General features: G+C 45.9%; 10 protein-coding genes and 1 pseudogene. All 11 read right to left on the reverse strand.

Annotation, left to right across the window (positions count from 1 at the left end; all coding sequences use genetic code 11):
• Positions 1 to 7 precede the first annotated feature (7 nt).
• Positions 8 to 1,747, reverse strand: coding sequence for a hydantoinase B/oxoprolinase family protein (locus DWY93_RS12595; protein ID WP_117472438.1), 1,740 nt, complete (start codon positions 1,745 to 1,747; stop codon positions 8 to 10).
• 1 nt (position 1,748) lies between these two features.
• Positions 1,749 to 3,809: a hydantoinase/oxoprolinase family protein gene (locus tag DWY93_RS12600; RefSeq protein WP_117472440.1), complete on the reverse strand. Its 2,061-nt coding sequence runs from the start codon at positions 3,807 to 3,809 to the stop codon at positions 1,749 to 1,751.
• 374 nt (positions 3,810 to 4,183) lie between these two features.
• The gene (locus tag DWY93_RS12605; protein WP_117472442.1) at positions 4,184 to 5,089 is read right to left on the reverse strand and encodes a PfkB family carbohydrate kinase; all 906 of its coding nucleotides are present in this window, start codon (positions 5,087 to 5,089) and stop codon (positions 4,184 to 4,186) included.
• Between the two features lie 19 nt (positions 5,090 to 5,108).
• Complete coding sequence (locus tag DWY93_RS12610) at positions 5,109 to 6,917, reverse strand: amidohydrolase (RefSeq protein WP_117472444.1); 1,809 nt, start codon at positions 6,915 to 6,917, stop codon at positions 5,109 to 5,111.
• A gap of 49 nt (positions 6,918 to 6,966) precedes the next feature.
• Entirely contained in the window at positions 6,967 to 7,968 is a 1,002-nt protein-coding gene (locus DWY93_RS12615; protein WP_117472446.1) for a dipeptide ABC transporter ATP-binding protein, read from the reverse strand.
• A complete protein-coding gene (locus tag DWY93_RS12620) occupies positions 7,969 to 8,952 on the reverse strand; it encodes an ABC transporter ATP-binding protein (RefSeq protein ID WP_117472448.1) in 984 nt (327 codons plus the stop codon). It lies immediately after the preceding gene.
• Positions 8,953 to 8,971: 19 nt separating this feature from the next.
• The gene (locus tag DWY93_RS12625) at positions 8,972 to 10,387 is read right to left on the reverse strand and encodes a M20/M25/M40 family metallo-hydrolase (RefSeq protein ID WP_117472450.1); all 1,416 of its coding nucleotides are present in this window, start codon (positions 10,385 to 10,387) and stop codon (positions 8,972 to 8,974) included.
• 29 nt (positions 10,388 to 10,416) lie between these two features.
• Positions 10,417 to 12,087: an ABC transporter substrate-binding protein gene (locus DWY93_RS12630; protein ID WP_117472452.1), complete on the reverse strand. Its 1,671-nt coding sequence runs from the start codon at positions 12,085 to 12,087 to the stop codon at positions 10,417 to 10,419.
• Between the two features lie 20 nt (positions 12,088 to 12,107).
• Complete coding sequence (locus DWY93_RS12635) at positions 12,108 to 12,974, reverse strand: ABC transporter permease (protein ID WP_117472454.1); 867 nt, start codon at positions 12,972 to 12,974, stop codon at positions 12,108 to 12,110.
• A 14-nt stretch (positions 12,975 to 12,988) separates the two neighbouring features.
• A complete protein-coding gene (locus tag DWY93_RS12640) occupies positions 12,989 to 13,678 on the reverse strand; it encodes an ABC transporter permease (RefSeq protein ID WP_242990626.1) in 690 nt (229 codons plus the stop codon).
• An 18-nt stretch (positions 13,679 to 13,696) separates the two neighbouring features.
• Positions 13,697 to 13,975, reverse strand: a pseudogene (locus DWY93_RS17540) (hypothetical protein); the annotation flags it as partial.
• Positions 13,976 to 14,242 lie beyond the last annotated feature (267 nt).

The following is a 14,242-nucleotide window of genomic DNA, read 5'->3' on the forward strand; positions in this document are numbered from 1 at the left end:
TTGATTTTTATCCACGGAGCGCTTTGGTTGCCTGCTCATCTACATGGTAATCAACTCCATCGGATACAACAACCACACCGTATTCCTTCTTTGCTGCCTCTGCAGATACTTTTTTCTCTCTAACGTCCTTCAATACCTTTTCCGGATCACGTTTCATCGGATCACCGTAACCGCCGGCACCAGGTGTTGTAACACGGATCACATCGCCCTTCTTTAACGGGAAGCTTGTCGTCTTATGGCCCATCTTTGTGACGGTGCCGTCTGTCGCAACGCGGTAGAATGCGCCTGCTGCGCCCTCTTTGCCGCCTGCAAGTCCCCACGGATGGAATTTATGACGATCCCCAAGTCCTGTGTATGCCACATCATCCTGCAGCACTTCAAGCTCACGCTCAATTCCAAGACCGCCGCGGAACTGACCTGCTCCGCCGGTATCTTCCTTCAGTTCATATTTTCTGGCAAGGATCTTTGTGAACTCCATCTCTGTTGCCTCTATCGGCATGTTGGATGTATTTGTCATATTTACCTGAACACCGGACAGGCCATCTAAGCCCTTGGAAGCTCCGCCGCCTCCGGCGATAACCTCATGGAAAATAAATACGCTGTCCGTACCGATCGCACCTTCACCAGCTAAGATCGTCGTGGTGCACGCGCCATTTCCTGCGGTAACTACGGTATCCGGGAAGATCGGAGCGAGGGCACCGAAGATCGCGTCCGGAATTCTCTGCTGGCAGTCGATCTGCGCTCCAATCGGGCTCGGCTCTGTCGGATTTACAATGCAGCCCTTCGGAGCAATGATCTTGATCGCACGGTTGATTCCCTCATTGGCTGGGATATCGTCGCCCATCAGGGCTTTTACTGCGAAGAATACTGCCGCTTTTGTACACGGATACGGTACGTTGATCGGAGCTTTGATCTGATCTGCAGTTCCTGTAAAATCGATCGTTAAATCGTCGCCCTTGATAGTTACTTTCACCTTGATCGGAAGCGGATCCGGATATTTGTCTCCGCAGCCGTCTACATAGTCCGTGTAGTTATACTCGCCGTCCGGAAGCTCTGCAACGACGGCGCGGACACGGCGCTCGGAGTAGCCTACCAGTTCCTTCATGCACGCGATCAGGTCATCCTGGTAGCGGGCATATGCTTCCTGGATCCTCTGCACACCGATCAGGTTTGCAGACATCTGTGCAGTCAGGTCTCCCTCACGCTCCTGTGGAACACGGGTATTATCAAGAAGGAGATCAAGAACGCTGCTGATCGTCTCGTCATTTTCGCGGATACGGATCACCGGAATACGGATACCTTCCTGGAATAAGCTGTCGGCGTCACCGGATGTGGAACCCGGTACTTTACCGCCGATATCGGAATGATGGGCAATGTTTGCGATCCAGCCCACCAGCTTATCGCCTGCAAAGGCCGGAGCCGCGATTACGATATCCGGCAGGTGGTTGCCACCACCGTGATACGGATCGTTAGCGATAAACATATCGCCCGGACGGACATTTTCTTTTCCGAATTTCTCATAAATATTGGGAACTACACTCAGCATGGAGCCTAACAGTGCAGCTAAACTTTCTACCTGCGCAACGCTGTTTCCATCCGGATCGATCACAGCCGTACAAACGTCACGGCGTTCCTTCATATTGGTGGAGTATGCACTGCGGACAATGATTCCGTAAGTCTCCTCAGCAATGGACATCAGGAGATTGCGGACAACCTCAACAGTTACGGTATCGATCTGCTTTGCCATCTTACTTCTCCTCCTCACGAATCTTTAAGTTATGATATCCATCTACATGGATCGTCCAGCCCTTCGGCACTACAAGTGTGGTATCCATCTGTTCGCAGATACACGGACCCGGAATCGCCTGACCCGGAACGAATTCTTCTCTTAAGTATACCGGAGTCTCAATATACTCGTCGCTGTTCTGGAAGAGGACCTGACGGACTTCGATCGGTGCCGGGATCGGTGCTTCCGGATGAAGCTCTGATGCCTTAAGATCCGGTTTGTCGATCACGCCGATCGCGGAAACACGGTAGCTTACAAACTGAACGATTGCGTCTTCCTTGCAGTAACCGTAGCTTCTCTTGTGCTCTGCATGGAAATCAGCCAGTGCTTTCTTTAATGTCTCCTCTGTCATCTTTCCAGCCGGTACCGGAATGCTGATCTCGAAGTTCTGACGCTGATAACGCATATCAATAGCAAACTCAAAGTAGCGGCGGTCTGCCGGAACACCTTCTTTGTCTAAAAGACCGGTTCCCTGTTCTACCATATTGTCAAACTGCTCGTTGATGCTGTCTAAGTTGTCAGCCTCACCGTTCATAACTTTTGTTCTGGATAAGTCAAACTTTGTATCAGCTAAGAGTAAACCTAAGCTGCAGAGTGTGCCCGGATGCGGCGGAATAAGAACTTCCTTCATTCCCAGTTCTTTTGCTACTTCGCACGCATGGAGCGGACCTGCGCCGCCGAATGCCATCAGGCTGAATTCGCGGACATCGTAGCCTTTCTCTACGGATACGCTTCGGATCGCACGGACCATGTTGGAGTTAACTACGGTGATGATTCCGTTTGCTGCACGTTTCATATCAAGATTAGATTTATCACAGATCTTTGTCTTGATCGCATTCTTTGCCAGCTCAATATCCACGTCCATTCTGCCGCCGAGGATCTTCTTCTGGTTCAGTTTTCCTAAGACGATGTTTGCATCTGTTACGCACGGATTCTCGCCGCCGCGCATGTAGCATGCCGGTCCAGGAGTTGCGCCGGCACTCTTCGGTCCTACCTTTAACGCGCCGCCGTCATCGATTTTTGCGATGGAGCCGCCGCCGGCACCGATGGTGATGATGTTGATCATCGGGATTCTTGCCGGATATCCCTCAACGTAACGCTCGTTGGATACCTGCGGTGTATAGTTCTCGATCAGGGAAATATCTGCGCTGGTACCGCCCATATCGAATGTAATGATCTTGTCTGCTTCGCACTGTTTGCCGATATAAGCCGCTGCAATAACGCCGGCACTCGGTCCGGATAACGCGGTCTTGATCGGGCAGTCGATCGTCTCTTTAATGGAAATGATGGAACCGTTGGACTGTGCTACATACGGCTCAACCTTGATGCCGAGCTGTGCGATAGACTCGCGGAAGTTGTTTACATACTTCTTCATAACCGGTCCTAAGTAGCTGTTCATGACCGTTGTACTCATACGGCTGAACTCACGGAACTCCGGTGCCAGCTTGCTGGAAATCGTTACGTAAGCTTCCGGGAACTCCTCGTGAATGATCTCTTCGATTCTTTCCTCATGAACCGGATTGATGAAGGAGAAGAGGGTGCACACTGCGATAGCAGCAACTCCCTGGGCTTTTAAGTAGCGGACCACTTCTCTGGTCTCTCCCTCATCAAGCGGTGTCTCAATGCTGCCGTCATAGCGGATACGCTCTGTAACGGTGCAGTTTAAGCCAGACGGAACTAACGGATACGGCTTCTGTGCCTGGAGGTTGTAAAGAGACGGACGGCGCTGTGTTCCGATCTCCATCAGGTCTTTAAATCCCTTTGTGGTGATAAGACCGAGGCGGCAGCCTTTCTTTTCGATCAGCGCATTGGTTCCTACTGTGGTACCATGTGCCAGATAGCTGACTGTCTCCGGTTTTGCCTTCTTTATCTCTAATACATCCTGCACACCTTTTACAATTGCCTTGGACGGGTCTGCCGGTGTAGAACTGTCCTTATAATTGAACAATTCGCCGGTTTCCTGATCAAAAACAGAGAAATCTGTAAACGTTCCTCCAACGTCTACGCCAATCATATAAGACATATTATTTCCTCCCATGTATTGGTTGTTTGTAAGCTGCTCTGTCCGGGCATGACTATTTGCATGTCCGCTGCTTCATATTGACTTCATACAGCTTGTATTGTTATATATCGTCATATATTCTTTAATGATAAAATACTTTATTTTTGACCATTTGTCAATACTATTCTTCATTTCTTTCTCATAACAAGCTGCTCCGATTCTTTCAAGTCGAATGTCCGTGAGACTTGGCGCGTGATTCTTGTCAGCGAAGCCGACATATTCCTATCAGAATCACTGTGCATCCTCGCGGAGCATTTATCTTAGTCGGAGACCTAACTCATACTGAGACAAATTTGCTACGACTCACCACCTAAAAGAGGTGGGAGTTTTCTCGACTAAGATAAATCTTTATACACCTGCTCATATACAGAATCCGGCACTTGAACGCCTCCACCAAAAGCGCCTTTGATCAGACATGTTTTTGCTGAAAAAGCTGCGGCAGTCTTTAATGCTGCTGGCAAAATCTTCATTCTTATTTCCGGATCTTCCCAATTTGCTTCTGACTCCTCTTCTAATTTTTTCAAAATTGTCACCAACATGGCCGTCGCAAAGCTGTCTCCCGCCCCCATTGTATCCACAGGGATCACATAGTCCGGCAGTTGACGGTAAAAATGGTGTCCATCATAAACTGTCGCACCTTTGCTTCCGCGGGTAGCTGTCACAACCCCACAGCCTTTTTCATGCAGTTTTCCGCACAACCCTTCCGTTGCTTCATCGCTTAAATCGCTGCAGGAAAGGAACGCAAAATCAATATACGGGCAGACACGGTCCACACGGTCCTCCTCATTCCAGCGGTAAGAAAAGTCGTAGCTTACAAATGGTGAAAGCACATGCAGATCAGGAAGCAGATCATCCGTAAATCCATTGTTTGTCGTGTGGATCAGATCAAAGCCGTCCGCATACTCAAGATCCTCTTTCTCAAGACGGATCGGATGTTTCTGGATTACTCCGCCTTTATTGCTTCCCTTAAACACACGGTCCCCATCAACAATCATCACTCTCGCAAAACCATTTTCTCCGGCATAGCTGCGACAATGGCTGTATCCAACGCTATGGGCGTCGAGTGATGCCTTCACATGACCGGCAATCGCGTCATTTCCAAAAACGCCCATAAAATCTGATTTTACGCCAAGCATACCTGCGTATACCGCAAAATTAACTGCCTGCCCACCTGGATACATCGTCCTCTCATTCAGGTAGATATCACACACATTGTCACCCAAACCCAAAACCTTAACCATTTTTGTATCCTCTTATTTTTTACTCAAACAAAAATTTTACCTGGCAGCCAGTCACTTCTGCCGCCCCTGTGGCTACCATGTCCACACCTGTAAAAAATTCTCTGAGATCATCACTGCGAATGTCTTCCTGCTGCTTTACAGTCACCAGGATCTTCGTCAGTTCCGGAACCTTAACCATATCCTCATCGCCTGTTTCCATGATTCTCGTCTCATAGCCAACCTTATCGAATATATCTTTGTTCCCATATGCCAGACCCAGAGTGAAAAATTCCAGCGCCTCTAGTGCATTTCCATTTTTGGACAGGGCTTTACCTGTCTGTCTTTGTGCTAATCCATCGTCACACAGACCGGTAAACTCAACCTGCACTTTCCGGGACTTGTTAAAATCAGACAGCTTCCTCTCCATATCCATTTTTTGTGCAGACATTTCCCCGTTCTCTACAGTTTTCCTTGCAAGGAGCGGCAGATATGAATATGCTTCTCTCTTTTCCTCAAACTCTTTCCGAACCTGCTCCAAAAGAAGCGGCTGTTCAAATAACTCAGCTCCCGTCAGTGCCATTACCTTTGCCGCTACCAGCATTCCCTTCATGCAGATATCACTGCGCCCTTGGGCAACCTCCTGCCAGGAATGTCCCAACGTATCCTTTATATAGCACGCTGCCACACACTGTACAGTAGGCGTTGCAAAGCTTACATCGCAAATATCTGTTGAACCAGGCTTATGGATATTAATTTCGCGGAAAGGATACAATACATCATTATACGGCTTTCCTTTCACCTGCCTGATAATATCTTCTGCCTGTTCCTCATACAACAGTCGCATTAAATCGAAGGTTGCCTGTTCTCCGTTTTCCGGAAGAGCCTGATGCATATGTTCTGCATATTTCCAGTCTGCTTCCGTCATTGGAACAGTGCCCACTATCTGGTATTTTTTATACATAGTGCGTTCCAGCGTCCGGTTCGGAAGCAGCTCGGTTGTTCCTGTCTTATAATCCGCCGTCAATACGCATCCGGTCATGACAGCCGCGCCGTATGCTGCCATATGTAATAGCCGAAATCCTTCTTTGACCTGGCTACTCACATGAGCGCGATATGCATATAGAATCCGGGCTTCAGGCACTTCTCCATCGTTTGCATCATCGCCCGGTGAAAGAATTGTAGAACGTACGACAAAGCATGGATCGAGATAATGTCTGACATTTGTCGCGCCCATCAAAAAGATCTGCAGCGCATCAGCAGCGCGTTTTCCCTTAAAGCTGTAAATTACTTTTTGCTGCGCGTGAAAGTTGATCGACCATATACCGTTATCGTCTGTCGGATGCCAACTGATCGCTGCGGCGCAATCATCAAACACTCCAGCCTGTTTCATCAGCACTTTTCCGGCACCGCCTTCCTCGGCCGGGCATCCATAAAAACGGACGGTTCCTTTTATTCCGTTTTCCTTTAAATAGTCTTTCACCGCGATCGCAGCAGCGACAGCCGCTGTTCCCAAAGTATGATGACCACACCCGTGACCGTGTCCACCCTCGATGATCGGTTCTCTTTCAACGGAATCTGCTTTCTGGCTCAGATTTGGAAGCGCGTCAAATTCTCCCATGAACCCGATTACGGGCTTTCCCTCACCCCAAGAGGCAATAAATGCGGTCGGCAGACCGGCAACCCCTTTTGTCACGGAAAAGCCTTCCTGTTCAAGAAGTGCTGAAAGGCGAGCAGAAGATTTATATTCTTCAAAAATTGGTTCCGCATAATCCCAGATATCAAGAGCAGCATGAATATACTGCTCCCTTTTATCTTCAATTGTCTTCAGAATACTTTCCTGTGTGTTCATCGTTTCCATTCCTCCATCCATGCAAATATCCCTGTTTGGTCACATCACGTCATTTTTCTTCATGCTTTGTTTCTGACTGCTGCTCTTCTGCCAGCCAACATAATACCTGATGTCCCGGTTCAACTGTTACAAACGGCGGTACTGTTTCTGAACATTCTTTTTTTGCATAAGGACAACGCTTATGAAAATGGCATCCTGATGGGGGATCGGCCGGATTTGGGACATCTCCCTGAAGAATGATCCGTTCCCGCTTTACCTCCGGATCAGGCATTGGAATTGCCGACAACAGAGCCTTTGTATATGGATGGACCGGATTCTCATATATCTGTTTTTTATCTGCTATCTCTACAACCCGTCCCAGGTACATAACAGCCACGCGATCGCAGATGTGATGTACAACACTGAGGTCATGAGAAATAAAGATATAAGTCAAATTCAGTTTGTCTTTCAATTCCTTTATCAGATTCAACACCTGCGCTCGTATGGAGACATCCAGTGCTGATACTGGCTCATCACAAATGATCAATTTAGGATTCACCGCCAGTGCTCTTGCGATCCCAAGACGCTGTCTTTGTCCACCGGAAAATTCATGCGGGAAACGATTAATATACGCACGGTTAATCCCAACCAAATCCATGAGCTTATAAATTCTCTCTTCTTTTTCCTTGCCCTCGCAGATATGAAACACTTCGAGCGGTTCTCCGATAATTTCGCCAACCGTCAATCTTGGATTTAACGAGGCGCCCGGATCCTGAAACACGATCTGCATTTCCCTGCGTTTCAGACGCATTTCTTCTTTCTTTAATCCGCAGATATTAGTGCCTTCAAAAATGACTTCCCCGCTTGTTGGCTCTATCAATCGTAAAATACTTCTTCCGAGTGTCGACTTTCCACAGCCGCTTTCTCCGACAATTCCAAGAATTTCTCCCTGCTTTACCGATAAGTTAATGCCGTCCACGGCTTTTACACTGCGACGGTCCTTATTCAGAAAACCAGACTTAACTGAATAATATTTCTTTAAATTTCGTACTTCTAATAAATTCCCTGCCACCTATACCACCTGCTTTCGATTTTCATGTAAAAAGCATCGTACCTTGCGATCACCTATCTGATATAAATCGGGAACTTCTGTTTTGCATCTCTCCGTCGCATAAGGACAACGAGGCCAGAATCCACATCCGGCAGGCATATCATACAGGCTTGGAACATTTCCTTTTATCACATATAATCTGTCCTTCTGATCGTTAATATTAGGAAGTGCGCTGATCAGACCTTGCGTATATGGATGCAGTGGATCTTTAAACAGAGAATGGACATCACAATATTCCATTACCCTTCCCGCGTACATCACAAGCACATAATCAGCCATTTCCGCAATAACACCCAAATCATGCGTGATCATCATAATAGATGTATTCAGCTTTTTCTGTAGTTTACGCATTAAATCTAAGATCTGCGCCTGGATCGTCACATCAAGAGCCGTTGTCGGTTCATCTGCGATCAAAAGTTCCGGATTGCACGACAGCGCCATGGCAATCATAACCCTCTGGCGCATTCCTCCGCTCAGTTCATGTGGATATTCGTCCACTCTTTTCTCGGGAGACGGAATACCTACAAGCCTGAGCATTTCGATGGCGCGCTCTCTTACTTCCTTTTTTGAGACTTTCTCATGGGCAGTTATCATTTCTGAAATTTGGGTTCCAACTGTATAGACCGGGTTCAACGATGTCATCGGCTCCTGAAAAATCATCGCGATTTCTTTTCCACGGATTTTTTCCATCTGCTCCGCAGAATAATTCACAATATTTTCCCCTTTAAAGATAATCTCCCCATCTACAACCTTTCCTTCCGGAGGCAATAGCTTTAATATTGACATCGACGTAACGCTCTTTCCGCATCCCGACTCGCCTACGATACCAAGGGTTTCGCCTTTTCGTATGGTGAAATCAACTCCATCGACAGCAGGAACTTTTCCAGTTCGATCAAAGAAATATGTTTTCAGATCTTTTACCTGTAATATTACATCATCCTTCATTACACATTCCTCCCCGCATCTACTTTTTCTTGCTGTCCGCGTATTCAGGGAATAGTTTCAGATAATATATCATGGATTTTTCGAAATCCAGTACTCCTTTGACTGTGCAGTATTCATTGCTGGAATGCTGCCTGGATCCATGTCCCATACCGCCTGTGACGTATGGGATCCCCAATATCTTCTCGAACAGGAAATATGGTGCGGAACCCGGATTCCAGGGCCAGATCTGCGGTCTTGTTCCCATCAGCTCATATGTTTTCTTCAAGGTCTGAACAGAAGAAGAATGATAAGGTACGCTGGACGGATCATATGGCTTTCCATACTCCTCGATCTCGATATCCTGGAAGCCTCTGGAATCCAGATGTTTCCGTACTTTCTTCAGCATTTCGTCCGGCTTCATTCCCGGAACAAGGCGGATATCCATCTTAACCGTTACTTCGTGCGGTAAAAGTGTCTTTGAACCTTCACCGATATAGCCGCCTTTGATACCATCAATATTCAGAGTCGGAACCGTCAGCATCTTTTTCCACAGATCCAGACCGGTTAAGTCCCACTTGAATTTTTTGACGTCATACGCTGTTTTCCACTCTTCTTCATCCAGAAGGTCCGCGGAAGCAGCCAAAGCCTCGTCTTTTTCCTTTTCCAATGGTAAGATTCCATCATAAAAACCATCGATCAAAATTTCATTTTCATTCTCGCCGATCATCGATGAGAGCGCTTTTGTCATTCTCCACACAGGGTTCGCAACCCAGGCTGCAAAAGCGCCATGGATCCCTCGGTCTGTCGGACCGCCCCAGTCTCCGCCTTTTGACTTCAGTTCAAAGCTTACAATTCCCTTCACCCCCATAAAGATGGAAGCAATTCTGTTTTCCTCTCCAAATGATGGGAAAAACATTGCATCGCAGTCTTTAAATTTATCCTTGTTGACTTCCAGGAACTCCTGGAGGGATTTGGAGGAAAGTTCCTCCTCCCCCTCTATCAGGAATACAAGGTTTACCGGAAGTTTTCCGGCAATTTTTTTATATGCCTTTATCGCTCTGAAGAAAGCGACTGTCGGTCCCTTTGTATTTACTGCACCACGACCGATAATGCAGTCTCCGTAATCTCTGAACGGATGGATTTCTGCTGCCCACGGATCTGAAATCCAGTCAGGCTCCTCAGCCGGAAGCACATCGTACATGCTGTAGATAAGAAGCGTGTGCTCTGCTTTTTCATCAATGCGGCCGTAAACAATGGGATTACCAGGTGTCTCAATCAGCTCAGAGGTGCCGCCGCACTCTTCGATCATTTCCTTCACGCGTTCCGCTGTTTCCCGGATACCTTCCCCTGTCGCTGAAATGGATTTCATACGCATAAAATCCTGGACAGCCTTTAAATCATTATCAAAATTCTCGTCAAGATATGTCAATACTTCCTCGATTTTCGGTCCTTCCATCGCTATGCTATCTCCTTTCCGTCCACGGATCAATCTGCAAGTTTCCATTTCCATACTTCGAAATTAAACCATACAAAATTCTCGATCGGAACTTCTGCTAAACGTTTTGAATATGCCCATAAATCATTCTGATGGTATAACCAGATATACGGCTGATCTTCTACTAATGCTTCCTGATATGCGTCATAGCACTTTTTCCGCTCTTCCTTTGTTACTTTAGAAACGCCTTCGTTAGCCAGATCAAACCACTTTGGATCTTTTACAAGTGAATAGTTTCTTGCGTCATTCGGTTTTAAAATTACGCTGCTTTCGTTCGGATCGATATTACTTCCGCCTCCGAGAAGACCTAAATCAGCTTTTCCTTCGCGGAGCATCTGAAGTAATGTAGTGAAATCATATGTCTCAATTTTTACTTTCACACCGATTTTTTCAAGGTCCTGTTGGATTAGGAGCGCAGACTGCTCTCTTACCTGATTTCCTTTCGGAACGATCATCAGATACTCTTTGTCAAAATTAAATCCTGCTTCTTTCAGCATTGTCTCTGCTGCTTCCGGGTCATATGTATTAGGTTTCAGGTTCTCATCATAATACGGATGATATTTTGGCATCGGTCCGACAGCAACCTGACCTTCTCCCAGCATCAGCTGATCAATCATCACCTGTTTGTTGATCGCTTTATCAAATGCATTTCTCACCTTCGCGTCCTGGAAATCAGGATCCTCGTCAGACAGATTAAATAACATATACTGATAAGAATAATCTTCTACAGAAGCAGCCACAAGAGAGTCTGAGCTCTTGACAGTTGCCCAGTCGGATAACGGGATACTTCCCATGCCAACCACATCAATATCTCCATTTAAGAGTCCTGCTGTCAGGTTTGCTGCCGGCACAACACGAACGACTAATGTCTTAAAATCAGGGCATCCCTGATAATAGTCTTCAAATGCTTCCATCTCTAAAGTCTCACCTGCAGTATCTTTCACATATTTAAATGGTCCGGCACCAACTGGACTTGTCCAGAAAGAAGAGTTATTGATATCCGCATAATTCCCAGTATCTAAAATATGTTCCGGAAGAACATAAAGGAAGCTTAAGAATGCGTTTAAAATAGTATCCTGATCCTTCGGCTCTTTAAATGAAAATTTTACCGTGTAATCATCGACAGCTTCTACACCTACCTGATCTGTGTCTGCTGCAACGCCGTCATCATCGGTTCCCGCTAACACATTAAACGCGGAACGATAATAGTTATCCACATCTGGATTCGTCATTGCCTTACAGGTAAATACAATGTCATTTGCCGTCAGTTTTTCTCCGTCATGCCACAATGCATTTTCAGCTAATTTGAAAGTCATCGACTTGTTATCATCTGCTATTTGCCACTCAGTCGCAAGGCGGGGTTCGATAACTCCATCATGTGTTCTTGTAACCAGACGTTCAAATAATTGATCTGCTACCGCGTTTCCGTAATTTCCTGACGTATTGTAAATATTCAATGTGTCCCAGGAAGAAATAACTGCCATAGTTACTACTTCATCTTTAGGACCTTTCTGCGCTGTTTCTGTTCCCGTTTTTTCCGCTGCAGCCGTTGTTTCCGTTTTCCCTTCTGTCTGTGTGGTCGTTGTACCACTTCCTCCGCATCCGGACAGCGCTGTCATTGCCGCTAATAAAATTGCCAGCATTTTTGTCGTCTTCGTCATTTTCTTTTCTCCTCCTATAATTATTTTTTTGCTGTTTTCGGATCTAACGCATCCCGCAAACCGTTTCCAATAAAGTTAATCGAAAGAATTGTGATTACCAGTGCCAGTCCCGGCGGAACCCACATCCATGGACGGCTAGTCAAGATCGTGATGGACTGTGCATTATAAAGCATATTTCCCCAGGAAGCAGCCGGCGGCTGAACACCCATTCCAAGGAAGCTTAACGAAGATTCCAAAATAATCGCGGAAGCGATCCGAAATGTAATGGAAATAAAAATCGGAGCGACCGCGTTCGGAAGGATATATCTGGTAATGATCAACTTGTCTTTTGCTCCAATCGCCACAGCACCTTCAATGTAATCCTTTTCTCTTATGCTCAAAACACTTCCATAAATCTGTCTTGCGAATTTCGGCCATCCGAGCACACCTATCACAACCGTGACGGTGATAATTGACGGACCAAACATGGATACCAGAAACAAAATCAGAATCGTGGATGGAAATGACATGAAAATATCTGACAGACGCATTACCACAACTTCAAATGCCCCACGATAAAATGCTGCCAGCATACCCAGAGGAATTCCCACGATCACGCTGACCGCCGTGGAAAAAATTCCAACTGCCAAAGACACCCGGCCACCGTAAAGTAATCGGCTTAATACATCTCTGCCGACATCGTCTCCTCCCAACAGATGTTTCGCGCTAGGCGGCATATTGAATGCCAACGGATCGATCTCAGCTTCCGAAAACGGAAGGAACGGAGGAGCTATGATAACGATCAGTGTGATAAGCACCAGTGTGAAAAAACCGATTACCGCCAATTTGTTGTTACAATACCTCTTGATAAAGTTTTTCGCTTTCGACTCTTTTTTACTGTCTTCCACCTTTCTCACCTCCCTTAATTATACCGGATCCGTGGATCAAGAATTCCGTAAACAAGATCTGTTAAAATATTAAATACCAGCACCGCAATTGCGACCAACACTGTAATCCCCATAACAACCGGATAATCTCTGGCATCTATGGACTTGATCATCAGGCTTCCGATTCCCGGCCAGGAAAAAACCTGCTCCGTGACAACTGCTCCGCCAATCAGCAGCGGTATTTCCATACCAAGATATGTAACCACCGGTATCAAAGAATTTCGCAGCACATGTTTTATTATAACTTTCTTTTCTTTGATTCCTTTTGATCGTGCTGTTCTGACGAAATCCTCCCTCATAACCTCCAGCATGCTGCTTCTTGTATACTGGATCACGCTTCCCACTAGCTGCATTGCCAGGACAACCGACGGCATAAATAAATGGCACAATAATGAACCTATGGTCTCCTTTTTTCCAACATCGTACATGCCGCCAATAGGAAGGACTTTTAATTTCACTGAAAAAACATATAAAAAAATCAATGCCAGGAAGAAGCTCGGAGTTGAAGTCGCCAGGAATGAAAATACCGACGAACCATTGTCCCAGCCTTTATTCTGATATCTTGCTGACTGAACTCCTAATGGGATTGAGATCAGACAGGCAATGATCACTGCCGCAAAGGTCAACAGAATTGTCGGACCAAGACCTTCCAAAATCATTTGCATTACCGGCTGTCCTGTTCTGTATGAATCTCCCAGATTTCCCTGGAAAAAGTTTTTGATCCAGGTGAAATACTGGATATACAACGGTTGATCCAGACCAAGCTTTATCCGCTGTCGTTCAACTTCTGCCGCTGAAATATTCTGGTTGTTGAGCAACAACTCTAATGGGCTTCCGGACGCCATAGAAGAAATTAAAAAAACCAGAACTGTAATTCCAAAGAAAGTTGGTATTGCTATCAAAGCACGCCGTAATACATACTTTTTCATTCTATTTCTCCCTTCCATTGATTGAGTAAACATTTACATATGCTATATAACATTATATAATATTTAGATACATCTATATTATCACTCAGGCGCTGATTTGTCAAATAATTTTGTACTCTGACATATTCTTTTAGTCAAGTTCTATTATCCGGAATTTTTTTCACAAAGTGTACCAGAGAACGATCATATCTTTATGCCGCACCATTGAAAATACATATCCGGATTCCGCACGGATCACCGCATGGCTGACCATTTGATTTCATGTTTATACAATACATCATGTAACATCATGACTTTATA

It is taken from the genome of Clostridium sp. AF28-12 (assembly GCF_003435225.1).
Lineage (GTDB): Bacteria > Bacillota > Clostridia > Lachnospirales > Lachnospiraceae > Pilosibacter > Pilosibacter fragilis.

Excerpts from the sequence above, each read along its gene's own strand:
- DWY93_RS12640 (WP_242990626.1), bottom strand. The coding sequence starts at position 13,678 with ATGCAAATGATTTTGGAAGGTCTTGGTCCGACAATTCTGTTGACCTTT.
- DWY93_RS12605 (WP_117472442.1), bottom strand. The coding sequence starts at position 5,089 with ATGGTTAAGGTTTTGGGTTTGGGTGACAATGTGTGTGATATCTACCTG.
- DWY93_RS12630 (WP_117472452.1), bottom strand. The coding sequence starts at position 12,087 with ATGACGAAGACGACAAAAATGCTGGCAATTTTATTAGCGGCAATGACA.
- DWY93_RS12595 (WP_117472438.1), bottom strand. The coding sequence starts at position 1,747 with ATGGCAAAGCAGATCGATACCGTAACTGTTGAGGTTGTCCGCAATCTC.
- DWY93_RS12610 (WP_117472444.1), bottom strand. The coding sequence starts at position 6,917 with ATGAACACACAGGAAAGTATTCTGAAGACAATTGAAGATAAAAGGGAG.
- DWY93_RS12600 (WP_117472440.1), bottom strand. The coding sequence starts at position 3,809 with ATGTCTTATATGATTGGCGTAGACGTTGGAGGAACGTTTACAGATTTC.
- DWY93_RS12620 (WP_117472448.1), bottom strand. The coding sequence starts at position 8,952 with ATGAAGGATGATGTAATATTACAGGTAAAAGATCTGAAAACATATTTC.
- DWY93_RS12625 (WP_117472450.1), bottom strand. The coding sequence starts at position 10,387 with ATGGAAGGACCGAAAATCGAGGAAGTATTGACATATCTTGACGAGAAT.